This window comes from Streptomyces roseirectus (assembly GCF_014489635.1).
Taxonomy (GTDB): Bacteria; Actinomycetota; Actinomycetes; order Streptomycetales; family Streptomycetaceae; genus Streptomyces; species Streptomyces roseirectus.
Genome location: NZ_CP060828.1, coordinates 3,518,308 through 3,540,474, shown reverse-complemented (window position 1 = coordinate 3,540,474; position 22,167 = coordinate 3,518,308). Strand labels below are relative to the sequence as shown.

Sequence of the window (22,167 nt, the reverse complement as noted above, 5' to 3'; positions counted from 1 at the left end):
GAGGAGGGAGCCAGGGTGGACGGGGGAGGGAGGGGAGGGAGGGGAGGGAGGCGTGGGGGGCGTCGTACCCGTAGAACCTCCGGGGGACCCCGTACCCGTACGACCTCCGGGGGAGCCCGCGTTCACGCGATCTCCTTCTTCCGCCGCACCAGTCCCACCAGCACCGGCACCCCCACCACCGCCGTCATCACCCCGGCCGGTACCTCGGCGGGTGGGCGGATCACCCGTCCGGCGGTGTCCGCGAGGACCAGGAGCGTCGCCCCCAGCAGGGCGGACAGCGGCAGCAGGGTGCGGTGACCGCCCTTGACCAGGCGGCGGGCGACGTGGGGGACGACCAGGCCGACGAACACGATCGGCCCGGCGGCGGCCACGGCGGCGGCCGTCAGCAGGGTCGCCCCGAGCGCCGCCGAGCCCCGTACGAGGTGGACGCGGTGTCCGAGCGCGCGGGCCGTGTCGTCGCCGAGGGCCAACGCGTCGAGCCCCGGCGCGCACACCGTCACCAGCACCGCCCCGACCAGCAGGAACGGCAGCATCCGGACGACGCTGTCGGCGTCACGCCCGCTGAGCGCGCCGACCTGCCAGAACCGGAACTGGTCGAGCGTCGCGGACGACGACGTGAGGACGACGGTCGTCCCGCCCGCCGTCATCGCGGCGAGCGCCGTCCCCGCGAGGGCGAGTTTGACCGGCGAGGCCCCGCCCCGGCCGCGCGAGGCGACCGCGTACACCAGGCACGCGGCGACGACCGCCCCGGCGAACGCGAACCAGACGTAGCCGCCGAACCCGTCCGCGAGGCCGAACGCGATCGCGACGACGACGCCCGCCGCCGCGCCCTGGCTCAGCCCGAGGACGCCGGGGTCGGCGAGGGGGTTGCGGGTGACCGCCTGGAGCGCCGCCCCCGCGAGGCCGAGCGCGGCACCCGCCGTCAGCCCGATCTCGGTGCGCGGCAGCCGCAGGGACCGCACGACCAGGGCGTCCGGCGAGCCGCCGTCGCGCAGCAGCGCGTCGAGGACGGCGGACGGCGGCACCGCGCGCGTCCCCACCGCGAGGCTGAGCACGACGGCGGCGGCCACCCCGAGGGCGGCCGCCGGCCAGACGATCAGGCGCCGGGTCACTTGGTCAGGTGCTCCGCGAGTTCGTCGATGACGAGGCGGGCGGCCGTGGGACCGGCGTTCAGGTACCAGGGGTCGTCGTCGACCCGCACCGCGTGACCCGCCTTGACGGCCTTCATGCCCTTCCAGAGCGGGCCCGCGGTCGTGCTCGCGGCGTCCGTCTTCGCGGGGTCGCCCTGGACGGAGTAGAAGATCCAGTCGCCGTCCGCCGTGTCGATCTTCTCGCTGCTGATGTCCTGCGAGATGGCCTTGAACCGCTGCGACGCGGGGCGGGCGAGGCCCATGTCGACGGCGAGGGAGCCGGTGAAGGAGGAGACGCCGAACATGCGGGTGCGGTCGGGGGTGAAGCGGATCATGGAGACGGTGGGGGAGCCCTTCGCCTTGACGCCGGATCCCTTGGTCCTGGCGTCGGCGGCGAGGGCGGTGAGCAGCTTCCGGGCGGCCTGGCCCTTGCCGGTCGCGTCGCCGACGAGCAGCAGATCCCGCTTCCAGTTGATGCCCTGACCTGCGGTGACGACCGTGGGGGCGATCTTCGTGAGCTTGGGGTAGAGGTCCGCGAGGGACTTGTTGACCAGGATCAGGTCCGGCTTCGCCGTCGCCAGGGACTCCAGGTTCGGGGCCTGGCGGGTGCCCGCGTCCGTCATCGCCTTCAGCGCGCTCTTGTACTGCGGGAACGCGTCGTTCAGGTAGTCCGGGACCAGGCCCGCGTTCTGGGCGCGGGTCGAGGCGGTGGGGACGAGGCCGAGGGTGAGGAGGTCGTCGAGCTGGCCCGTGCTCAGGACGGCGATGCGCTTCGGCTGGGCCTTGAGGGTGGTGGCGCCCTCGAAGTGCTTGACCGTGCGGGGGAAGGTGCCGTCCGTGGCGACGTTCGAGCCCATGCCGTCGGCGAGGGCGGCGGGGGCCGATGCGGGGCCCTCCTGGGCGCCGGCGACCTTGTTCACCGTGCCGGGGGTCTGGGTGGCGGCGGTGGTGTCCGAGTCGGTCGAGCAGCCGGTGAGGAGGATGCCTCCGATCAGGGTGGCGACCAGGGGGGTGGTCAGGGCTGCGGTCGGCTTGGACGTGCGCACGAGGGGGCTCCGGGGGCGGTACGGGTATTACGGGGTCTGGCTGGGTCTTGGGGTGCCTCGGGGCCCTGGGGCTTGTTAAGGCAAGGCTTACCTTAACCTGCCTTTCTGTGGGGAAAAGGGCGGGGCGGCGGGCGGGGCTGGCGCGGGGTGCCCTGGTCAGACGGCGCCGTGGTTGCGGGGGCGCTCGATCGGGAGGTTCGTGATGCCCAGGTCCCTGCGCATGTGCTGGCGCACCTCGTACAGGCCCTCGGAGGCGCTTTGCAGCTCTTCGAGGATGGTTTCCAGGGAGGGCGGGGTGCGGTGGGAGGGGTTCTCGTGGCGCTCCAGGTGGGTGTGGATGCGCTGGAGCTGGTGGACGACTTTGCTTGCCGCGCCCAATACATCGTCCGTGACGACGAGTTGGGCCGTCGCGTATGCCTCGCGGAGTTCGCGGAGGGCGTCGGCGCGGTCGGCGGTCTGGGCCGCGAGGTCAGCGGTGTTGCTCGCGGCAGCGGCCAACGCCTCCCTGTGCTGCCACAGGATCAGGTGCAACTCCCTGATCGCCTTGTTCAGTTGGACGTACGACGCCCTGCGCGCCTCGGCGCTCTCCCGGCGTTCCGCCGCGGCCCGCTCCTCCTCCCGCTCCTTGCGGGCGTGCTCCAGCTCCATCGACGTGGAGCGCAGTGTGCCCCGGTGGGCCAGGATGCCGGAGAGGAGCGTGCCGGCGACGCCGACGACGGCGACGATGAGGGCGCTGGTGGAGGGCGACATGGAGGGACGGTAGCTCAGGGCGCCCGCCGTCTCAGGGGGTCAGCCCTTGCACCCCCTCGTATGCCGCCCCCACGATCTCCAACCCCCGGTTGTCCTGCGCCGGTTCACGCATCTGGTTCGTGACGTACGCGACGACCATCCGGGCGTCGGGGTCGACGACGACCAGGGAACCGCCCCAGCCGCCCCAGCCCAGCGTGTTGCCGAACAGGCCGTATCCCAGGCCGTATTGGACCGGCATCCCCAACCGGCTGTCCTCACCGGCGAATTGGGGTTCGCGGGCCAGGTCGAGGACGCGGCCGGTGAGGCGGGTCTGCGCGAGGGCGACGGAACGGGCGTTGCCGTAGCCGCCGGCGGCGGGGATCTGGGAACGGCGCCAGGGGAGGGAGTTGCCGTCGCGGACTCGGATGGGGGTGGGAGCGGGGGCGGGAGTGCCGGGGGTGGCCGGAGGGGTTGGATCGGCCGGGGTGTCGGCAGGGTTTGTGCCGGTCGAGGCCGCGCCGGTCGAGGGCGCGCCGGTCGGGGTCGGGGCGTTCGCCGGTTCGCCGGACGGTGTGGTCGAGTCGACGGTCGCCGAACTACCGCCGTCCGCCTCCGCGTTGCCCGCACCCGGCGCGCTCGCCGCGTAGTTCTCCGTCTCACCCTGCGGTGGCACGCTCGCCGCTACGCGGTGGTCGTGCTCGGGCGCCAGTCCGATGTGGAAGTCGGCGTCCAGGGGGCCCGCGATCTCCGTCGCGAAGAACTCGCCGACGGTCTGGCCGGTGATCCGGCGGACGACCTCGCCCACCAAGTAGCCCTGCGTCAGGGAGTGGTAGCCCGCCTCCGTGCCCGGCTTCCACTGCGGGGTCAGGCCCGCGAGGCGTTCGGTCGCGGCCGTCCAGTCGTACAGCTCGCCGACCGGGCCGGTCCAGTCGGGGAGGCCGGCGGTGTGGGAGAGGGTGTGCCGGACGAGGACGTCCTTGGCGGTGAACTCCGGCCAGTAGTGGGCGACTTGAGCGTCCGGGTCGAGTTGTCCCCGCTCGATCAGAAGCAGTGCCGACAGCGCCGTCATCGTCTTCGTCACCGACCACACGTTCGTGATCGTGTCCCGCTGCCAGGGGGCGCTGCGGGCGCCGTCGACGTGGCCGCCCCACACGTCGACGACCGGCTCCCCGTCGACGAACACCGCGACGGAGCCTCCGGCGTCGCCCTCGTCGAGGAGGCGGGCGAGGAGGGTGGGGACGGCGAGGAAGAGGTCGTCGTAGGTGCCCTGGATGTCAGCCATGTAGGGCATTAGCGGGGGTGGGGCGGGGCGGTGGCAACTGAATTACCGTGCGGGGAAAGGGAGTTGGTGATCTTCGGCGGGTGGCCCTGCGGCCGGGCTCACGCCCGGAACAGCACCCCTGTGCCGCCCAGCCCGCAGTATCCGCCCGGGTTGTGGGCCAGGTACTGCTGGTGCAGTGAACTCGCCGGGTAGAACGGGTACTCCTCCGCCGGCACGATCTCCGTCGTGATCGCGCCGTAGCCCGCCTCCGTGAGGCACTTCTGGTAGGCGTCGCGGGACGCCTCGGCGGTCTTGGTCTCGGCGGGAGTTCGGGGGAACAGCAGCGAACGGACGTGCGTGCCCACGTCGTTGCCCTGCCGGAACCCCTGGGTGGGGTCGTGACCTTCCCAGAAGGTCCGCAGAAGGTCGTCGTACGTGATCCGGGCCGGGTCGTACACCACCCGCACGGTCTCCGCGTGCCCGGTCATGCCCGTGCGGATCTCGTCGTCCACCGGGTACGGCGTGAACCCGCCCTGAAACCCGACGACGGTGGTCCACACGCCCGCGGGCAACTGCCAGAACCGCCTTTCGGCCCCCCAGAAACACCCCAACGCGAACTCGGCGACCCCGAACCCCTCGGGATACGGCCCCTGCAACTCCGTCCCCAACACCGCGTGCCGCTCCGGCACTTCATAAGCCAACCCAGCCCGCCCCACCGGCGCCTCGTCCCGCCCCGGCAACCTCAACTCCCGCCGCCCGAACACCACAACGCCCCCTCCCGTCCCGCCCGAACCCGAACTTCCCATCCTCCCCCACCACTCCCCGCCCTGCCCAGACCACCACCGGCCGCGAGAGGCCCCCTTTCAGCCGTCACCCCGCACAGGCCACCGCTCGCGACGGTGGCGTCCCGCCAAGTGGTGCAGCCGCTCGACTGTCACGGCTTCGCAGCTCGCGGCCGAGTTCCGCCCGTCAGTCCAGGGCCGGGCGGCCCCCGCTGCGCCGACCGGCTCACGCGGCGGCGCGGGCTTCGGCCGAGCCGGCGATCGCGGGGCGCTCGGCGAGCGCGGTCCGGAGGGCTCTACACCACTCGGCGGGACGCCACCCTCGCGACGCTGCGGGGGCCTGCCGATGTCCCGCCACCACTGACCGTCCGCGTCGCGGAAACCGAAAGTGACCACGAGCCCCATGCCCGGCCCTGGAGGCGCGGGAACCCCCGACGGGCCGAGCAACTCCACGCGACACCGCAGGGATTCGCGCGGCTGCAGGACACACGCCTTCGCGTCGTCGGGCGGAACGCTCGGATCGAGCCGCCACCCATGACCCGACGCGGCTCCCTCCGCACGTACCTCAAGCAGCTCCACGTCGGCGACAGGCATCGGCGCGCCGTTGCTGATCACCACATCCGCGACGGCACCAGCCGCCCACCGGACGGAGGCCGTGACCAGCGACGCCCGTGCGGTGCCAATGCGTTCCTGCCGCGCCGCGGCTTCCCTCGTGCCGGTCCTGGGCGGTGAGGGGAACGGCCTTGCAGGGGCGGGGTGTTGAGGGGGTCGGTGGGTGAGGGCTTCAATGGTCCGGTGACTGCGACACCCTTGGCCGGTGGTGGGGCCGTGGCTGGATGTGTTCTGCTCGATGACGTCATGGTGGGGCTCGGGCGGCGGAGGCCCGTTTTTCATTCCGAGGCTGATCTGCAGCATGGCTTCGCCCGGGTGTTGTGGGAGATGGCGCCGGGGGTGGAGTCCAGGCTGGAGGTGCCGCAGCGGGATGCCGGGAGGACGCGGTACCTGGATCTTCTGTGCATCGGCGAGGCCCGTACCGCGATCGAGTTCAAGTACTTCACGCGGCGTTGGACGGGGACCGTGGGCGTACCGCCCGAGGAGTACGCGTTGAAGAACCACGCCGCGACGGACCTGGCCCGGCTGCACTTCGTGCGGGACGTGGCGAGGCTGGAGCGCTTCTGCCGGGGGACGGGTCAGGACGGTCTCGCCGTCATGGTGACCAATGCCGCGTCCCTGTGGACCCCGCCCGCGCCCGGTCACGAGGAGACGCGTGACCGGGACTTCAGGATCCACCAAGGGCGCAGGCTCAGCGGCACGTTGCTGTGGGCTGGAGGGACGTACGAGCGCAACACCTGCGTGCTGCGCGGCACGTACGACCTCGACTGGCGGCCGTACTCACAACTCGGCGGGCCGGGAGGGGAGTTCCGCTATCTCGCTGTGCCTGTCACCCCCGTGCCCGTCACCGCCGAGCCCGTCACGCCGGCCCCGGACCGCTCGGGTCAGTCACCCGTCCGCGCCACTCCCACCGGGCAGGACACGCCCGTGCCGCCGATGCCGCAGTAGCCCGCCGGGTTCTTGTCGAGGTACTGCTGGTGGTAGGACTCGGCGGGGTAGAAGGGGAGGGAGTCGGCGGGAAGGATCTCGGTGGTGATCTCGGGGTGTCCGGCCTCGGTGAGGACCTTCTGGTAGGAGACCCGGGAGGACTCGGCCTCGGCGGCCTGCGCGGGGGAGTGGGTGTAGACGGCCGACCGGTACTGGGTACCGACGTCGTTGCCCTGGCGGAAACCCTGGGTCGGGTTGTGGGACTCCCAGAAGGTCCGCAGGAGAGTGCCGTACGAGATGCGCGCGGGGTCGAAGACGACGCGGACGACCTCGGTGTGGCCGGTCATCCCGGAGCAGACCTCCTCGTACGTGGGGTGCTCGGTGTGACCGCCCTGGTAGCCGACGAGGGTCGTGTGGACCCCCGCCGGGAGCTGCCAGAACTTGCGCTCGGCACCCCAGAAGCAGCCCATCCCGAAGTCGGCGATCTCATAGCCCTCGGGGTAGGGGCCCAGCAGCGCCGTGCCCAGCACGGTGTGCCGCTCGGGAACCTGGAACACCGGCGCGGACCGGCCGGGGAGCGCCTGCTCGGGGGTGGGCAGTTGGGGCGTACGGCCGAAGAGCATCGCTTCTCCCTGTCGGTCATGGGCGGATCCGCCGCCGGCGCGGGCGACGTCCCGTAGAACGTCCGGGGGACCGTGTGAATTCCGGGGGCGGAGGACGGGGCGGACGAGGGCCGGGCGGGGGCCGGATGAGGGCCGAGTGGGAGCCGCGCGGGGCGTACGCCCCCTACCTCTCAAGCGGTACGCGCCGCCGTCGCCGCCAGGTCCCTGATACGGCAGTAGTACGCCGCCATGTCGTTCCGGTACCGCCACGGCAGCGCGTCCACGTAACCGTCGACCAGCCGGAACTGCTCCAGCGCCGCCTCCGCGCGGTCCTGCATCGCGAGGTAGAACGCGAGGAGGTGGCGGAGCTCGGGGAGACGGGGGTGGCCGGGGTCGGCGGCGGCCGCGTCCGCGAGGCCCGCGTTGACGCGGGCAACCATCTCGGGGGTCTGGTCGACGGCGGCGTCGTCCGACTCGTCGTGCTCGAAGTGCGCGATGAGGGGCAGCGCGGTGAGGAGGCTGCCGAGGGGCGCGGACGCGGCGGCGCGCTCGGCGAAGTCCATTGCCAGCCGCTCGGATCCCCGCCACTTCGCGCACCAGTACTGCAACGCCGAGAAGTGCGCCTCGTAGTGGTGCGGGGCGCGCGCGACGATCTCGTCCCACAGCTTGTCCATCTCGAAGTTGGGGTAGCCGAGGCCGAGCGCCACCCAGATCTCCGCGACGAACGGCGTCGGGTCGTCGGGGTTCAGCTCGGCGGCCCGCGCGATCTCCGCCCGTGCGCTCTCCAGCGTCCGGTGGAACCCGGCGAACTGTTCCCCCGTCGTGTACTTCGCCTTCTTCGCGCCCCGGATGTGCCACGCCAGGATCACTGTCGAACGGGCCCGGACGACCGCCGCGTCCGGGTTCCCGGGGCGCTCCCGCTCCCAGGCGAGCAGCCAGTCGTCCTCCTCGGCGGCCTGCTCCCCGACCAGCGCCGCGAACCCCGACCGCCGTTCCCAGTCCCGCCCGATGCCGGTCATCACCTCGGCGACGCCCTGCCAGTCGCCCCGGCGCGCGGCGTCGAGGCCGGCCCGCTGGTCGGCCGGGAGCGGACCGGCGTACTCGGTGTTCTGCCGCTCGGCGGGCAGCAGGCCCAGCCGTCCGACGTACGCGGTGTCGGCGGCGTCCAGGTCGCCGGAGCCGTCGTCCGCGCTCGGCGAGAAGAATTCCTTCAGGAAGACCCAGGTCAGCCAGAGGCCCGCGAGGAGCACGGGCGTGGCGAGGATGCCGAGGATCCAGAGAAGGACGGTCATGGGGTCGCTTTCTGCAGGGGGTGAGCAGTGAAGACTTGAGGGGTACGGGGGTTCCCGCAGCTCCCGGGCGGGTTCTGGCGGGGTGGCTCTCCGGTACTACGGGGCGTCCCGTACACCGCGGGTATCCCTCACACGGTCGCCACCGTCGGCGGCAGCAGCGCCCGCAGCGGCCCCGTGTCCGGATGGTCCGCGAGCGCCGCCTCGACGGCCGCGTCGAGCGCTCCGCCCGAGTCCCCCGGCAGCCGTACCACGGCCGCCTCCGCCCAGGAGAACTCCCAGGTCAGCAGGGACTGCGCGCTCAGCTCGGCGAGGACCATCGTGGTCAGCAGACTGTGCAGCGGCGGCCGGGCGAACTCGCGGAACGCGCGCCCCTTCGCCGCGACCGCCTCGTCGGACAGCGGCAGGCGCCGGGCCATGCGCCAGACCTGGCCGTCGTCGATGACGGTGAGCAGGCGACCCAGCGTCGGCCTGGCCTTCGTGTGCATGGCGAGGGCGCGGTGCAGTGGGGTGTCGAGGCCGGTGAGGCGTTCGGCCATGGCCGCGTCGAGCAGTTCCTGCCAGCCGTCCGCACGGCGCAGCGCGCCGGCCTCGTCGGAGAGCGTGGCGTCCTCCAGCGCGGCGAGGGTCCGTGCCGGGTCGGTGAGGACGTCGATCGCGGCGCCCTTCGCCTCGTCGGTGCGGCCGTCCGCAGGCAGGGCCTCGATGCGCCGGACTCGTTCGGCGATCGGCGGGTGGGAGTCGTACGGCGAGGCCGGTTCTGTGCGCAACTCCGCGCGGGCCTCGGCAAGTTGGAGTTCACGCGCGCTGAGCAGCCGGCCGAAGCCGCCGAAGAACTCGCCGCGCGGCGGCAGCAGTCCGGCGGGGACGCCGAGAGTGGCGTACGCGTCCAGGTAGAAGCCGTGGGCCGAGTCCAGCGCCGGGATCTCGCGCAGCGCGGAGGCCGCCGCGTCGCGCCCCGCGATCCGGGCGGCCGCGAGGTCGGCGGCGAACTCCTGGTCACGGGCGGTGGAGAGGGAAGCGCGCAGGTAGAGGTTGCCGTACCAGGTGTAGACGCGGGCCATCGCCCGGTACGTCGCGCCCGTGCCGGAGACGTCGGTGCCGCGCGCCTTCTTGCCCTTCGCGAGCCGCTTGGCGTCGGCCTCCTCCTGCCGGGCGCGCTCCTTGTCGCGCTTGGCGTCGGCCTTGGTGTGGAACTGCTCGATCGTGCGCCCGATCTGCGTGCGCCCCCGCACGACCAGCGCGGACAGCCGGGTGTCGCCGCCGGTGAAGTGCCCGTACTCGTGCGCGAGGACGGCCCTGAGCTGGGCCTCGCTGAGCCCGGTGAGCAGAGGGACGCCGAGCAGGAGGCGGCGCGGGCCCGGCAGCAGGCCGAGCAGACGCGGGTGCTCGCCGACCGCGGCGTTGACGTCGGCCGTCAGCACGATCTCGTCCGGCGCGCGCGTGCCGGACGCCTGCGCCAACTCCCGGACCAGCGCCCACAGGCGGGGCTCGTCCGCCTCGCCGACCCGCAGCCCGGACGGCGGGTCCTCCTTCGGCCTGCGGATCATGAACATGCCGCGCACGACGGGGATCGCCAGCAGCAACGACACGATCGCGAGCTTCCCGGAGACCGAGACGGGCAGCCACGCGAACGCCGCCGCGTCCACGCCCGCGAGTGCGGCCAGCAGTACCACACCGAGCAGATAGAAACCGGCCAGCAGGATCAGGGCGCGCAGCGCGCGCGAAGTTGGGCCCATCGGGCGGATCCCCCCACGAGATCGTCAACAGACCGGGCGGCCTGGTCGGGCCGTCCAGTGGAAGTGGGGGGCAGCGGATTATCCATCGGCGCAGGTCAGATGGGCAATCCCGGGGTCCGGTAAGGGTGGAATGTTCCTGACAATTTCAAGGTGTCGTGCGCGAGGGGCGTCAGAGGGGCCGGCGGAGGGGCCGTCAGGAGAAGCGGCCGCGTACCCGGCGCCGTCCGCGCCCCACCCTCACGCCTGCAACGTCGCCGGACTCCCCCCGTTCGCCTCGTACCCCGCGACCGCCAGCGCCCGGTACACCGCGAACTCTCCGGCCGGGTCCTCGGAGAGGGTCCAGGGGAGGGCGCCCACGTGGCCGTCGACGTGGACGAGCTGGTTCATCGCCTCGGCCCAGCGCTCGCTGCGGACGAGGAAGAAGACGAGGAGGTGGCGGACGTGGGCGAGCATCGGGTCGTCGCGGCGCGCGGAGTGCACGGCGTGCAGGGCGCCGTGGATCGCCTTGGAGACGACCTCGCTCTGGTAGAAGCCGCGCACCAGGTTGACCTCGGGCAGGTGCTCGAAGACCGCGAACAGGGGCATCGCCGAGAGCAGCGAACCCTGGGGCGCGCGGGCGGCGGCGGCCTCCGCGAAGGACTGGGCGAGTTCACGCGAGCCGTGCCACTTCTCGCACCAGTAGTGCAGGGCCGCCAGATGCGCGCCCATGTGGTTCGGGGCGCGGTCGAGGATCTTCAGCCACAGCTGCTCGAACTCCTCGCGCGAATAGTTCAGCCCGCGCGCGATGGACAGCTCGACGAGGTAGGGGACCGGGTCACCGGGGGAGAGCAGCGCCGCCTGCCCGCACGCCTCCTTCGCCTCCTCCATGATGATCCGGAAGTCGTCGGTCCCCGGCGCGGACGTCCGCCACGCCTGCTGCACCAGGAACTCGGCGTGCACCGCCGCGCCCCCCGCGTCCTTCGGCTGCTCGGCCCGCCACACGCGCAGCCACTGCCCGCCGGGGTTGTCGCTCACCCCGCCCGGCCGCTGCTGGAGCTCCAGCGCCGCCGCCCCCGCGAACGCCTGCACCCGCTGCCAGCGGACCTCGCCGTCCTTCTCGGTGCCCGCCAGCAACTGCTGTGCCGCGCGGTACTCCTGCGAGCGCTGGACCACGTCCAGCACGTCCACCAGGTCCCGGTCGGGGCCCGGCATCCGGACGTCCAGCTCCTCCTCGCGGACGAAGCCGTAGTCCGCGGGGTCCGCCGCGTCCGGGTGCCCCGGCTGGACCAGCTCGATCCCGCCCCGCCTGCGCCGCAGATACGGCAGCAGAACGAAGCTCAGCAGCAGCGCCCCGATCAGGACGAACAGAATCTCCATGCCTCAAGCGAACCAGAACCCACCGACAAAAGGCCAACCCCCTCCCTCCGGCCTGTGGACAACTTCCCAGCCTGTGGAAACCCGTGCCGCACCACCGCCCCCGGCGCACTACCCTCGGAACCCATGAGCGACAGGCACATCAGTCAGCACTTCGAGACGCTCGCCATCCACGCGGGCAACACGGCGGACCCCCTCACCGGGGCGGTCGTACCGCCGATCTACCAGGTCTCGACCTACAAGCAGGACGGCGTCGGCGGCCTGCGGGGCGGCTACGAGTACAGCCGCAGCGCCAACCCGACGAGGACCGCCCTGGAGGAGAACCTGGCGGCGCTGGAGGGCGGCCGCCGGGGACTCGCGTTCGCGTCGGGGCTGGCGGCCGAGGACTGCCTGCTGCGCACGCTCCTCGCCCCGGGCGACCACGTGGTCATCCCGAACGACGCGTACGGCGGCACGTTCCGGCTGTTCGCGAAGGTCGTCGCCCGCTGGGGCGTCGAATGGTCGGTCGCCGACACCAGCGACCCGGCCGCCGTGCGCGCCGCGATCACCCCGAAGACCAAGGCCGTGTGGGTGGAGACCCCCTCCAACCCGCTCCTCGGCATCACCGACATCGCGGCCGTCGCCCAGATCGCCCACGACGCGGGCGCGCGCCTGGTCGTCGACAACACCTTCGCCACGCCCTACCTCCAGCAGCCGCTGGCGCTCGGCGCGGACGTCGTCGTGCACTCCCTGACGAAGTACATGGGCGGCCACTCCGACGTCGTCGGCGGCGCCCTGGTCACCGCCGACGAGGCGCTGGGCGAGGAACTGGCCTACCACCAGAACGCGATGGGCGCGGTCGCCGGGCCCTTCGACTCCTGGCTGGTGCTGCGCGGCGCGAAGACGCTGTCCGTGCGCATGGACCGGCACAGCGAGAACGCGACGAAGGTCGCCGACATGCTGACCCGCCACGCGCGCGTGACGAACGTCCTCTACCCCGGCCTGCCCGACCACCCGGGGCACGAGGTCGCCGCCAAGCAGATGCGGTCGTTCGGCGGCATGGTGTCCTTCCAGGTCACCGGCGGCGAGGAGGCGGCTGTCGAGGTCTGCAACCGCGCGAAGGTGTTCACCCTGGGCGAGTCCCTGGGCGGCGTCGAGTCCCTGATCGAGCACCCGGGCCGCATGACGCACGCGTCCGCTGCCGGGTCCGCGCTGGAGGTCCCCGCCGACCTCGTGCGCCTGTCCGTCGGCATCGAGAACGTCGAGGACCTGCTGGAGGACCTGAAGCAGGCCCTCGCCTGACTCACGCAGGCCCTCGCCTGACTCACCAGCCCGTGACGGGTGGCGTCGTCTCCGACGGCGGCGCCACCCACGGGTGCGCCAGCGCGGCCCACACGGCGAACGCGACGGCCGCCGCGAACAGAACCGTCCACAGCACCCGGCGCAGCACCCTGCGCCACCGCAGCAGCCGCGCGCCCCTGCGCACGGCCTCCGCCGTCACCTCGGGCGGCACCACGAGCGTCGGCCCCCGCATCAGCCGGGCCACGGTCAGCTCCCGGTTCGAGCGGGCGCTCACGACGGCACCGCCTTCGCCCCCGACACCGCGGGCGCGGGCCCGCGCGGCGCGTGCAGGAGGTTCGTCGTGGCGCGGTGGCAGATCGCGCGGGCGCGCTCGGGGGACAGGCCCAGGAGGGCGGCGATCTGCTCCTCGGCGACGCCCTCGTGGTGCCGCAGCACCAGCACCAGCCGCTCCTGGGGGCTCAGCCGGGCCAGCGGCGAGTCCGGATGGGTAGCGTGGTGGCGCCAGGCGGAGTGCACGAAACGGGTGGCGAGCTGCCCGCGCGCGTGGTCGTAGGGGTCGCCGCCCTGGACGCGGTCCCAGTACGCGTACGTACGCGCCAGCGCGAGCGCCAGCAGTCTCCGCGCGCGTGGATTGTCGTCCGCGACCTCACCGGTGATCAGCGTGGCCGTCCACAGCAGGCGCCCCCCGGCCGCCGCCACGAACACCTCGAACTCCCGCACCCCGCACCTCCCCCGACGGTCCCGACCGCCTCATCTGAGGACAGCGGACCCCCGCCGGTCAACCCCCGTGCTCAGGACTCCTGCGCGGGCTCGGCCCCCGCCATCCCCTGCGGGGACATGCGCGCGGAGAGCGCGGTGTTGAAGCGCGTCAGGAGGGAGCAGAACGCCTCGCGCTCGGCGGGCTGCCAGTCCTGCGTCAGCTCGTCCATCAGTTGGCGGCGCGAGGAACGCACCTCCTCCAGACGGGACTTGCCGCGCGGGGACAGCTGGAGGACCACCGCACGCCCGTCCTCCGGGTGCGAGGTCCGCTTGACCAGGCCGGTGTCGACCAGGGGCGCGACCTGACGGGTGACCGTCGAGGAGTCGATGCCCATGCTCGCGGCGAGCGCCTTCACGCCCATCGGTCCCTCTTTGTCGAGGCGGTTGAGCAGCAGGTAGGCCGCACGGTCCATGGAGTTGCGGACCTGGCCCACGCCCCCGAGCCGCGTCTGTTCCGCGCGGCGGGCGAAGAGGGCGACCTCGTGCTGGAGGGCGTCGAGAAGACCGGTGTCACCGACGGTCGTCATGTCCATCGACATTTCAGGTGTTGTGGGCATGGCCGGGGGCTCGCTCCATCATGGGGGTGCTGGGTTGGGGGACAGGGTACGCGGCCGGGCGGGCAGCCGTACCGGCGCTGCGCAAACCCGTTCCGCGCCTCGGTCGGACGACCCGTTCCCGCCTGTGAACTGCGATGCTTGAGTCATGAGCTACCGCACGGCTGACTCCTTTCGGCCCGTCACCCTGGACGACGTCCGGGGCGCCCAGAAGATGCTCTCGGGCGTGGCCCGCGCGACGGCCATGGAAGGCAGCCGGCACCTCACCCAGCTCGTCGGCGCCCCCGTCCACCTGAAGTGCGAGAACCTTCAGCGCACGGGCTCCTTCAAGCTGCGCGGCGCGTACGTGCGCATCGCCGGTCTCCTCCCGGAGGAGCGCGCCGCCGGGGTCGTCGCCGCGAGCGCCGGCAACCACGCGCAGGGCGTCGCCCTGGCCTCGGCGCTGCTCGGCGTGCACGCGACGGTGTTCATGCCGCAGGGCGCCCCGCTGCCCAAGATCAGCGCGACCCGCGAGTACGGCGCGGAGGTCCGCCTGCACGGCCAGGTGGTCGACGAGACGCTGGCCGCGGCCCAGGAGTACGCCGCCGAGACGGGCGCGGTGTTCATCCACCCCTTCGACCACCCGGACGTCATCGCAGGTCAGGGCACGGTCGGCCTGGAGATCCTGGAGCAGTGCCCCGAGGTGCGGACGATCGTCGTCGGCATCGGCGGGGGCGGGCTCGCCGCCGGGATCGCGGTCGCCGTGAAGGCGCTGCGCCCCGACGTGCGGATCGTCGGCGTCCAGGCGGCCGGTGCCGCCGCGTACCCGCCGTCGCTCGAAGCCGGGCGGCCGGTATCGGTGCGCTCTACGCTGACGATGGCCGACGGCATCCGGGTCGGCCGCCCCGGCGACGTGCCGTTCGCGCTCGTGCGCGACCTGGTCGACGAGGTGCGCACGGTCTCCGAGGACGCGCTGTCGGCGGCCCTGCTGCTGTGTCTCGAGCGGGCCAAGCTGGTCGTCGAACCGGCGGGCGCGAGCCCCGTCGCGGCGCTGCTGAGCGAGCCCGGCGCGTTCGAGGGGCCGGTCGTCGCGGTCCTGTCGGGCGGGAACGTCGACCCGGTGCTGATGCAACGCGTCCTGCGGCACGGAATGGCGGCACAGGGCCGATACCTCGCCGTACGACTGCGGCTCACGGACCGCCCCGGCGCCCTCGCCACGCTGCTCGGGGTGCTGTCGGGGGCCGACGCGAACGTCCTCGACGTCAGCCACGTCCGTACCGACCCGCGGCTCGGGCTGGCCGAGGCCGAGGTCGAACTCCACCTGGAGACGAAGGGCCCGGCCCACTGCACCGAGGTCGGGCGGGCCCTGCGGGACGCGGGCTACACCGTCATCGAGTAGGAGACCGAGCCGGAACCGTCGGGAAATCCCGGCTCACGCAAGGCCCCCTCACCCGCAAGGGTGAAGTGTGTTGAGAGACGCGATACATCGCGTTATGGTGAGTCGCACGCCGCTCGAACGTTTGCCGGGCGAGCCGCGAGCCACGAACCTACGCTTCTCGCAAGGCACGAACCGCACGATCCGAAGAACCCCCGAAGACGTGGAGAGCCCAATGCCGGGTGCCATCTACGCCGAAGGACTCGTGAAGACCTTCGGTGACGTCAAAGCCCTCGACGGCGTCGACCTCGACGTCCCGGAGGGCACGGTCCTGGGCCTGCTCGGGCCCAACGGCGCGGGCAAGACCACCGCCGTGCGCTGCCTGACCACCCTGCTCCGCCCCGACAGCGGCCGCGCGGTCGTCGCCGGCCTCGACGTCGTCAAGCAGCCCAACGAGGTACGCCGAGCCATCGGCCTCTCCGGCCAGTTCGCCGCGGTCGACGAATACCTCACCGGCCGCGAGAACCTGGTCATGGTCGGCCGCCTCTACCAGATGACGGCCCGGCAGGCGAAGGACCGCGCCGCCGAACTCCTCGACCGCTTCGACCTCGCGGACGCCGCCGACCGCACCGCCAAGACCTACTCCGGCGGCATGCGCCGCCGCCTCGACCTCGCCGCGGCCCTCGTCGTCTCCCCGCCGGTGATGTTCATGGACGAGCCGACGACCGGCCTCGACCCCCGCAACCGCCTGCTCCTGTGGGACGTCATCAAGAACCTCGTCTCCGGCGGCACGACGCTCCTGCTCACCACGCAGTACCTGGAGGAGGCCGACCAGCTCGCCCACGACATCGCCGTCGTCGACCACGGCCGCGTCATCGCGCGCGGCACCTCCGACCAGCTCAAGGCGCGCACCGGGGGCGAGCGCGTCGAGGTCGTCGTCCACGACCGGGGGCGCATGTCCGCCGCCGCCGAACTCCTCGCCGCCTCCGGCAAGGGCTCCGTCACCATCGAGGAGCACACCCGCAGGCTCACCGTCCCCGTCACCGGCGGCGCCAAACTCCTCGCCGAGATCATCCGCGAACTCGACACGCGGGGCATCGAGATCGACGACATCGGGCTGCGCCGGCCCACCCTCGACGACGTCTTCCTCTCCCTGACGGGCCACGTCGCCGAGGAGCAGGACGAGGCGGGCACCGAGAAGAAGGGCAGGGCCGCGAAATGACCACCAGCCGCAGCACCACCGGCACCACCCCCACCGACACGCACGTCGTCCCCGCCCCGCCCCACCCCGCCGTGCAGTCCTTCCGGGACTCGATGATCGTCGCCAAGCGCAACCTCATCCGGATGTCCCGCATCCCCGAGATGGTCCTCTTCGGCGTCATCCAGCCCGTCATGTTCGTCGTCCTGTTCGCCTACGTCTTCGGCGGCTCCATGAAGATCGGCAACAGCACCGACCCCGACGTCTACAAGAACTTCCTGATGGCCGGGATCTTCGCGCAGACCGTGACCTTCGCGACCGCGGGCGCCGGCGCGGGCATCGCCGACGACATGCACAAGGGGCTCATCGACCGGTTCAGGTCACTGCCGATGGCGCGCGGCGCGGTACTCACCGGGCGGACCGTCGCCGACCTCGTCCAGACCGCGCTGACCCTGGTCGTCCTCGCCGTCGTCGCCCTCCTCGTCGGCTGGCGGCTCGGCACCGCGCAGCCCACCAACATCGGCAAGATCCTCGGCGGGTTCGGGCTCCTGCTCCTGCTGGGCTACGCCTTCACCTGGATCGGCGCGCTGATCGGGCTCTCCGTGCGCACGCCCGAGGCGGCCACCTCCGGGGGCCTGATCTGGCTCTTCCCGGTCACCTTCATCTCCAACGCGTTCGTCGACTCCGGCCAGATGACGCCCTGGCTGCGCCACATCGCCGAGTGGAACCCCTTCAGCGCGACGGTCCAGGCGTGCCGTCAGCTCTTCGGCGACCCCGGCCTCTCGCACTCCGACGCCTGGCCCATGCAGCACCCCGTGTGGGCCTCCGTCATCTACTCCGTCCTCATCGTCCTCGTCTTCCGCACCCTCGCGGTCCGCAAGTACCGCTCGGCGACGGCGTGAGCGCGCACATGACGAAGCCCCCGGCGTCGTGCGGGCGCCGGGGGCTGTCGGGGGCGATGAGGGGGACGGCGTCAGCCGTTGTACGGCTCCGCCTTCAGGATGCGGACCGCGGCCTTCTTCCCGTTGGGCAGCTCGTACTCGGCGTCCTCCCCGACCTTGTGGCCGATGACGCCGGAGCCCAGGGGCGACTGGGGCGAGTACGTCTCGATGTCGGCGCTCGCGTATTCGCGGGAGGCCAGCAGGAACTCCAGGGTGTCGTCCTCGTCGCCGTCGAAGGCGATGGTGACGACCATGCCGGGGGCGACGGTGCCGTCCGCCGACCGCGGGGCCTCGCCGACCTGCGCGTTCTCCAGCAGCTGCGTGAGCTGGCGCACGCGAAGCTCCTGCTTGCCCTGCTCCTCCTTGGCCGCGTGGTACCCGCCGTTCTCGCGCAGGTCACCTTCCTCGCGCGCGGCCGCGATCTTCGCGGCGATCTCCGTGCGCGCGGGACCAGTAAGGTGCGCAAGCTCATCCTTGAGCTTGTTGTACGCCTCCTGGGTCAGCCAGGTGACGTTCTCGCTGGTCTGGGTCACAGGTGCTCCTCGTCGGTACTGGGAATACAAAGCATCGCCCTACCCCGAAGCATGTTCCTTCAGGGACGGGCGAAACCACGAGCCTAACAATTCGACGCCGGAAGGGGGAGGACAAAAGTCACCGGCGGACACAGACCCGGCTCAGGAGGGGTGGCACCCCAGCAGCTCGGCCGTCGTCCCCCGCGACGTCGTCCGCAGCGTGACGACCTTGTCGATCCGCGTGTCCGAACCGGAGAAGCGGAAGTCCGCGCGCCCGACCTCGGCGCCGTTCTCGGCCTGCGAGCGCACCGTGCAGTAGCCGCTCGCCCCGGAGTCCTTGCGGACCTCCAGGTGGACCTGCACGGAGTCGTCGGAGACCTGGAAGGCGATCAGCTCACCGCTGATCTCGTTCTCACCGACGTAGTGCCAGCCGAACCAGCCGATCAGCCCGAGGAACAGCACCCCGAGGACCCCGCCGAGAATCTTCAGCCGGTGATCGGCCCGCGCGTCCGACGTACGGCCGTACCGCCCCTCGGGCGTGCGCGCACTTGCCGTACTCATGTCGGTCCTCCGGGCCCCGGAACAATTCGTCCCCCGATTCGGTCACTATAGAAGCCCCCCGCGAGAGCGCGACCACCGCCCCTCGACGACGTTCCCACGGGGTCCCACGGGGGCGTGGTCCCACATGAATGCACCCCAGGCGACCGGGGTGCCGACCGACTGAGGATGAGTCTTGACTGACCAGCTGCGACTGATGGCCGTCCACGCCCACCCCGACGACGAGTCGAGCAAGGGCGCGGCCACCATGGCGAAGTACGTGGCCGAGGGGGTGGACGTCCTTGTGGTGACCTGCACGGGCGGGGAGCGCGGCTCCATCCTCAACCCGAAGCTCCAGGGCGACACGTACATCGAGGAGCACATCCACGAGGTGCGCAAGAAGGAGATGGACGAGGCCCGCGAGATCCTGGGCGTCAAGCAGGAATGGCTCGGCTTCGTCGACTCCGGCCTCCCCGAGGGCGACCCGCTGCCCCCGCTCCCCGAGGGCTGCTTCGCCCTTGAGGACGAAGAGAAGGCCGCCGGGGAACTCGTCCGCAAGATCCGTTCGTTCCGTCCACAAGTGATCACCACCTACGACGAGAACGGCGGCTACCCGCACCCCGACCACATCATGACCCACAAGATCTCGATGATCGCCTTCGAGGCGGCGGCGGACACCGAGAAGTACCCCGAGTCCGAGTACGGCCCGGCGTTCCAGCCGCAGAAGCTCTACTACAACCAGGGCTTCAACCGCCCCCGCACCCAGGCGCTCCACGACGCGATGATCGCCCGCGGCATGGAGTCCCCGTACGAGGAGTGGCTGAAGCGGTGGGACGAGTTCGAGCGCGTCGAGCGCGTCCTGACCACGCACATCCCGTGCGCCGAGTACTACGAGATCCGCGACAAGGCCCTGCTGGCGCACGCCACGCAGATCGACCCGGACGGCGGCTGGTTCCGCGTCCCGATGGACATCCAGAAGGAGGTGTGGCCGACCGAGGAGTACGAGCTGGCGAAGTCCCTCGTCGACAGTTCCATCCCCGAGGACGACCTCTTTGCGGGCATCCGCGACAATGCCTGACATGAGCGCAAGCGTGAGCCTGGCAATGACGCATCTCGTCCCCCTCGCCAAGGAGGTCGACGAGAACAAGGTCACCCCCGGCGTCCTCGGTTTCATCGTCTTCGCCGTCATGGCGCTGGCGGTGTGGGCCCTGATGAAGTCGATGAACAAGCACATGAGCAGGGTCGACTTCAAGGAACCGGAGACCGGTTCCGCGAAGGCCGGTTCCGCGAAGGCCGAGGCCGCCTCGGAGCCGTCCGCCGACAAGGGCTGACCAGAGCTGGCCAAGAGCTGATCAAGGGCTGAATCACCGGGCGCCCGCGGCCAGCGACAGCAGCAGATGGGCCGTCTCCGGCCGCAGATGGTCGGAGTGCGCCCCCGCCGGTCCCCGGCCCCGCGTGAACACCTCGCTCGCGTCGACACTGACGAACCGGTGATCCAGCTCACCGGCCGGATACGGGTCGTCACAGGCCCGCATCCGGATCGACGACACCGGCGCGGGCGCGGTGCCGATCCCGGCGTACCCGACGCCCGCCCGATGCTCGGCGCGCACATGCCAGAAACCGGTGGCCCGGTCGTGGTGCGAGTACGTCGCGACGACCGGGCCGTGCAGCGGTGCCGTGCCGAGCGCCCCGAACGCCGTCGCGAACGCGTCGCGCGGCGCGGCCATCTGCAACAGCAGCATCGAGTCCACGGTGAACGGCCGCCCCACCGGCCCCGGCATGCTCCAGCCCAGCGTCGGCGGCCCCCCGGCCGCCCACAGCACCGCCTCGCACAGGAACCGGCAGCCGAACGAGTGCCCGACGAGGTGCAGATACTGCCCGCCCCGCGTCCGCAGCACCCTCGACGCCGGATCGCCCCGCCGCGCGTCCAGATAGCCCAGCAGCGACCCCAGCACCCGCCCCGCGAACCCCTCCCGCGACATCGCGTGCGCCCGCTCCCGGATCCTGCGGTACCCGCCGAGCGACGGCAGCGAGCGCGACGGCCACCGCACCAGCACCGGCCACGGCGTAAAACCCCTCGGATACGCCTGCGGACACGCGCCGATCCGGCCGTCCACCAGCCCCATGAGCCGCCGGACGGCCGACTGCGCCGCCTCCGCCGACGTCTGCCAGCCGTGCACGTACACCACGATGTCCGTCGCCCCCTCGGGCGGCACCAGGTGCTCCGCGAAGTACTCGCCGAGGCGCGCGGCGGGCACCGGGCGCCCGTCCGGCCGCACCAGCCAGCCCCGCTCGTCCAGGTCCACGATCCTCACGCCGCCCGCTCCAGTCGCCGGTCCATCCCGCAGTGCAACGCGTACGCGAGACCCAGGGGGTTGCGGAACGCGTCCGCGAAGTGCCGGGCCAGCGTGTGGGCGATCTCCCCGGCCGTGTCGGTGCCGCCCAGGTAGCGGGTGACGAACGCGTACGCGTACTCCGCCGCGAACACCTGCGGCATCTCGATCTGCGGGCCCAGCACCCCGCCCGCGCCCGCCGCGATCAACGCCCCGCCCAGATAGGTGAGATCGGCCCCGCCGGGCAGCCCCGCGTAACACGCGTTGAACAGCACGAGCGGCCGGTGCGGCAGCAGACCCGCCCGGTGCCGCGCCAACACCGTGTGCGCGTCGATGTCCTGACTGTCCGTCAGCCTGACGACGAGCAGCGGCTCACCCGCGTCCTGCGCCGCCTCGAACCTGCCGTGGCACCAGAAGTACATCAACTGGTCGTCCAACCGGCCCGACTTGAGCGCCGCCAGGAACTCGTCCCGGCGCGAACGCTCCACGCACACCGTCCCCTCGGCCAGCGCCGCCGCCACGTCCGCCGCCCGCGTCCGGCCGTCCGGGTCGATGTTCCTGTCATGGTTCAGGCTCACCACCGGGACGGGCGGGGCGAGTTGGGGCTCGGCCTCGTCGGGGAAGTCGGCGTAGCTGCCGCCCGTCTGCTCCAACTGGTGGCGGTAGCCCAGGAAACGGTGCAACGGGTCCGCGTCCGGAGCCGGGAGGGCCAGCATCGGCCACGGCAGGAACAGTGCCGAGTCGATCCGGATCCGCAGTGGCTTCTCGCTGTCCAGCGCGCCCTGGACGACCGCCCGCAGCCGGTCCGCGCCCCGGCCGCCCGCGCCGAGGAGTTCCCGCCACAGCAGGTAGGCGCCCTGCTCCGCCAACTCCTCCAGGATGCCCGCGAGTTCGGACTCGTCGGTCAGGTCCGTGCGGGTCGCGTACGGGGCGCCCGCCGGGATGCCGTGCGCGTCGACGGGCTCGTACGCGACCAACTCCTTCTTCCACAGCGTCCGCAGACGTGCCGCGCTGGCGCGGATCGCCGCCGGGGAGACGTCCAGGCGGGCCGTGTACTCGTGCGGGGACGGCGGCAGCGCCGTGCCGTACGCGCGGGCCCTGATGTGGTCACCCGCGTACGTGTCCAGGGTGAGGACCAGGTCAGGGTGGCGGATCGTCGGCGCCGGGTGCCGCGTGAAGCCGTGGCTCGGGTCCTGGGTGACGCGCAGAGGGAGTTCCTTCGGCACCG

General features: G+C 72.1%; 23 protein-coding genes. 7 read left to right on the top strand and 16 right to left on the bottom strand.

Annotation, left to right across the window (positions count from 1 at the left end):
• Positions 1–122: 122 nt before the first annotated feature.
• The 5 genes from IAG44_RS14580 to msrA (IAG44_RS14560) all read right to left on the bottom strand — a co-directional run bounded on the left by IAG44_RS14580 (position 123) and on the right by msrA (IAG44_RS14560) (position 4,933).
• Positions 123–1,112 (bottom strand): FecCD family ABC transporter permease, encoded by a 990-nt coding sequence (locus IAG44_RS14580; RefSeq protein WP_187747553.1) that lies wholly within the window; start codon positions 1,110–1,112, stop codon positions 123–125.
• Complete coding sequence (locus IAG44_RS14575; protein WP_187747552.1) at positions 1,109–2,176, bottom strand: ABC transporter substrate-binding protein; 1,068 nt, start codon at positions 2,174–2,176, stop codon at positions 1,109–1,111. The genes IAG44_RS14580 and IAG44_RS14575 overlap by 4 nt, the downstream gene beginning before the upstream one ends.
• A gap of 156 nt (positions 2,177–2,332) precedes the next feature.
• Positions 2,333–2,926: a hypothetical protein gene (locus tag IAG44_RS14570; protein WP_187747551.1), complete on the bottom strand. Its 594-nt coding sequence runs from the start codon at positions 2,924–2,926 to the stop codon at positions 2,333–2,335.
• A 31-nt stretch (positions 2,927–2,957) separates the two neighbouring features.
• Complete coding sequence (locus tag IAG44_RS14565) at positions 2,958–4,187, bottom strand: serine hydrolase domain-containing protein (RefSeq protein ID WP_187747550.1); 1,230 nt, start codon at positions 4,185–4,187, stop codon at positions 2,958–2,960.
• 98 nt (positions 4,188–4,285) lie between these two features.
• Positions 4,286–4,933, bottom strand: a complete 648-nt coding sequence (gene msrA, locus IAG44_RS14560) for a peptide-methionine (S)-S-oxide reductase MsrA (RefSeq protein ID WP_187752684.1) — start codon at positions 4,931–4,933, stop codon at positions 4,286–4,288.
• Positions 4,934–5,899: 966 nt separating this feature from the next.
• Between msrA (IAG44_RS14560) and IAG44_RS14555 the strand changes: the two genes are divergently transcribed.
• Positions 5,900–6,508 carry a hypothetical protein gene (locus IAG44_RS14555; RefSeq protein ID WP_246561714.1) on the top strand — a complete coding sequence of 203 codons (609 nt, stop codon included), beginning with the start codon at positions 5,900–5,902 and terminating at the stop codon, positions 6,506–6,508.
• Here IAG44_RS14555 and msrA (IAG44_RS14550) read toward each other — a convergent pair.
• The 4 genes from msrA (IAG44_RS14550) to IAG44_RS14535 form a co-directional block, all read right to left on the bottom strand.
• On the bottom strand, positions 6,445–7,110 hold the full coding sequence (msrA, locus tag IAG44_RS14550) for a peptide-methionine (S)-S-oxide reductase MsrA (RefSeq protein ID WP_187747549.1): 666 nt from the start codon (positions 7,108–7,110) through the stop codon (positions 6,445–6,447). The two genes, IAG44_RS14555 and msrA (IAG44_RS14550), sit on opposite strands and share 64 nt — an antisense overlap.
• 170 nt (positions 7,111–7,280) lie before the next feature.
• A complete protein-coding gene (locus IAG44_RS14545; RefSeq protein WP_187747548.1) occupies positions 7,281–8,381 on the bottom strand; it encodes a DUF4034 domain-containing protein in 1,101 nt (366 codons plus the stop codon).
• 128 nt (positions 8,382–8,509) lie between these two features.
• Positions 8,510–10,117, bottom strand: coding sequence for a M48 family metallopeptidase (locus IAG44_RS14540; protein ID WP_187747547.1), 1,608 nt, complete (start codon positions 10,115–10,117; stop codon positions 8,510–8,512).
• Between the two features lie 237 nt (positions 10,118–10,354).
• Positions 10,355–11,473, bottom strand: a complete 1,119-nt coding sequence (locus IAG44_RS14535; protein WP_187747546.1) for a hypothetical protein — start codon at positions 11,471–11,473, stop codon at positions 10,355–10,357.
• Positions 11,474–11,596: 123 nt separating this feature from the next.
• On the opposite strand from IAG44_RS14535, the gene IAG44_RS14530 reads away from it, so the two are divergent.
• Positions 11,597–12,751, top strand: a complete 1,155-nt coding sequence (locus IAG44_RS14530; RefSeq protein ID WP_187747545.1) for a cystathionine gamma-synthase — start codon at positions 11,597–11,599, stop codon at positions 12,749–12,751.
• 22 nt (positions 12,752–12,773) lie between these two features.
• Here the strand turns inward: IAG44_RS14530 and IAG44_RS14525 are convergent, their stop codons facing one another.
• The 3 genes from IAG44_RS14525 to IAG44_RS14515 form a co-directional block, all read right to left on the bottom strand.
• Positions 12,774–13,025, bottom strand: coding sequence for a hypothetical protein (locus tag IAG44_RS14525; RefSeq protein WP_425508448.1), 252 nt, complete (start codon positions 13,023–13,025; stop codon positions 12,774–12,776).
• Entirely contained in the window at positions 13,022–13,471 is a 450-nt protein-coding gene (locus IAG44_RS14520) for a sigma factor-like helix-turn-helix DNA-binding protein (RefSeq protein ID WP_187747544.1), read from the bottom strand. Before IAG44_RS14520 ends, IAG44_RS14525 begins: the two co-directional genes overlap by 4 nt.
• A 71-nt stretch (positions 13,472–13,542) precedes the next feature.
• Positions 13,543–14,049: a MarR family winged helix-turn-helix transcriptional regulator gene (locus tag IAG44_RS14515; RefSeq protein WP_187752682.1), complete on the bottom strand. Its 507-nt coding sequence runs from the start codon at positions 14,047–14,049 to the stop codon at positions 13,543–13,545.
• 163 nt (positions 14,050–14,212) lie between these two features.
• Here IAG44_RS14515 and ilvA point away from each other — a divergent pair, with 163 nt between their 5' ends.
• The 3 genes from ilvA (at position 14,213) to IAG44_RS14500 (ending at position 17,518) form a co-directional block, all read left to right on the top strand.
• The gene (gene ilvA, locus IAG44_RS14510) at positions 14,213–15,442 is read left to right on the top strand and encodes a threonine ammonia-lyase (protein WP_187747543.1); all 1,230 of its coding nucleotides are present in this window, start codon (positions 14,213–14,215) and stop codon (positions 15,440–15,442) included.
• Positions 15,443–15,653: 211 nt separating this feature from the next.
• Positions 15,654–16,640 carry an ATP-binding cassette domain-containing protein gene (locus tag IAG44_RS14505; protein WP_187747542.1) on the top strand — a complete coding sequence of 329 codons (987 nt, stop codon included), beginning with the start codon at positions 15,654–15,656 and terminating at the stop codon, positions 16,638–16,640.
• Between the two features lie 92 nt (positions 16,641–16,732).
• Positions 16,733–17,518, top strand: a complete 786-nt coding sequence (locus IAG44_RS14500; RefSeq protein ID WP_246563996.1) for an ABC transporter permease — start codon at positions 16,733–16,735, stop codon at positions 17,516–17,518.
• 71 nt (positions 17,519–17,589) lie between these two features.
• Here the strand turns inward: IAG44_RS14500 and greA are convergent, their stop codons facing one another.
• On the bottom strand, positions 17,590–18,090 hold the full coding sequence (gene greA, locus IAG44_RS14495) for a transcription elongation factor GreA (protein ID WP_187747541.1): 501 nt from the start codon (positions 18,088–18,090) through the stop codon (positions 17,590–17,592).
• A gap of 141 nt (positions 18,091–18,231) precedes the next feature.
• Positions 18,232–18,630 (bottom strand): DUF4307 domain-containing protein, encoded by a 399-nt coding sequence (locus IAG44_RS14490; protein ID WP_187747540.1) that lies wholly within the window; start codon positions 18,628–18,630, stop codon positions 18,232–18,234.
• A gap of 193 nt (positions 18,631–18,823) precedes the next feature.
• Between IAG44_RS14490 and mca the strand changes: the two genes are divergently transcribed.
• Both mca and IAG44_RS14480 read left to right on the top strand, forming a co-directional pair.
• Positions 18,824–19,684 (top strand): mycothiol conjugate amidase Mca, encoded by an 861-nt coding sequence (gene mca / locus IAG44_RS14485; RefSeq protein WP_187752680.1) that lies wholly within the window; start codon positions 18,824–18,826, stop codon positions 19,682–19,684.
• On the top strand, positions 19,677–19,937 hold the full coding sequence (locus IAG44_RS14480) for a hypothetical protein (protein WP_187747539.1): 261 nt from the start codon (positions 19,677–19,679) through the stop codon (positions 19,935–19,937). The genes mca and IAG44_RS14480 overlap by 8 nt, the downstream gene beginning before the upstream one ends.
• A 33-nt stretch (positions 19,938–19,970) precedes the next feature.
• Here IAG44_RS14480 and IAG44_RS14475 read toward each other — a convergent pair whose 3' ends face one another.
• Complete coding sequence (locus tag IAG44_RS14475) at positions 19,971–20,921, bottom strand: alpha/beta hydrolase family protein (protein WP_187747538.1); 951 nt, start codon at positions 20,919–20,921, stop codon at positions 19,971–19,973.
• A complete protein-coding gene (locus IAG44_RS14470) occupies positions 20,918–22,165 on the bottom strand; it encodes a CHAT domain-containing protein (RefSeq protein ID WP_187747537.1) in 1,248 nt (415 codons plus the stop codon). The genes IAG44_RS14475 and IAG44_RS14470 overlap by 4 nt, the downstream gene beginning before the upstream one ends.
• Between the last annotated feature and the right edge of the window lie 2 nt (positions 22,166–22,167).

What these genes read in the sequence shown, in the direction of transcription:
- IAG44_RS14570 (WP_187747551.1), bottom strand. Translation starts at nt 2,926, where the DNA reads ATGTCGCCCTCCACCAGCGCCCTCATCGTCGCCGTCGTCGGCGTCGCC.
- IAG44_RS14565 (WP_187747550.1), bottom strand. Translation starts at nt 4,187, where the DNA reads ATGGCTGACATCCAGGGCACCTACGACGACCTCTTCCTCGCCGTCCCC.
- msrA (WP_187747549.1), bottom strand. Translation starts at nt 7,110, where the DNA reads ATGCTCTTCGGCCGTACGCCCCAACTGCCCACCCCCGAGCAGGCGCTC.
- IAG44_RS14545 (WP_187747548.1), bottom strand. Translation starts at nt 8,381, where the DNA reads ATGACCGTCCTTCTCTGGATCCTCGGCATCCTCGCCACGCCCGTGCTC.
- IAG44_RS14540 (WP_187747547.1), bottom strand. Translation starts at nt 10,117, where the DNA reads ATGGGCCCAACTTCGCGCGCGCTGCGCGCCCTGATCCTGCTGGCCGGT.
- IAG44_RS14535 (WP_187747546.1), bottom strand. Translation starts at nt 11,473, where the DNA reads ATGGAGATTCTGTTCGTCCTGATCGGGGCGCTGCTGCTGAGCTTCGTT.
- IAG44_RS14530 (WP_187747545.1), top strand. Translation starts at nt 11,597, where the DNA reads ATGAGCGACAGGCACATCAGTCAGCACTTCGAGACGCTCGCCATCCAC.
- IAG44_RS14515 (WP_187752682.1), bottom strand. Translation starts at nt 14,049, where the DNA reads ATGTCGATGGACATGACGACCGTCGGTGACACCGGTCTTCTCGACGCC.
- ilvA (WP_187747543.1), top strand. Translation starts at nt 14,213, where the DNA reads ATGAGCTACCGCACGGCTGACTCCTTTCGGCCCGTCACCCTGGACGAC.
- IAG44_RS14505 (WP_187747542.1), top strand. Translation starts at nt 15,654, where the DNA reads ATGCCGGGTGCCATCTACGCCGAAGGACTCGTGAAGACCTTCGGTGAC.
- IAG44_RS14500 (WP_246563996.1), top strand. Translation starts at nt 16,733, where the DNA reads ATGATCGTCGCCAAGCGCAACCTCATCCGGATGTCCCGCATCCCCGAG.
- IAG44_RS14490 (WP_187747540.1), bottom strand. Translation starts at nt 18,630, where the DNA reads ATGAGTACGGCAAGTGCGCGCACGCCCGAGGGGCGGTACGGCCGTACG.
- mca (WP_187752680.1), top strand. Translation starts at nt 18,824, where the DNA reads ATGGCCGTCCACGCCCACCCCGACGACGAGTCGAGCAAGGGCGCGGCC.
- IAG44_RS14480 (WP_187747539.1), top strand. Translation starts at nt 19,677, where the DNA reads ATGCCTGACATGAGCGCAAGCGTGAGCCTGGCAATGACGCATCTCGTC.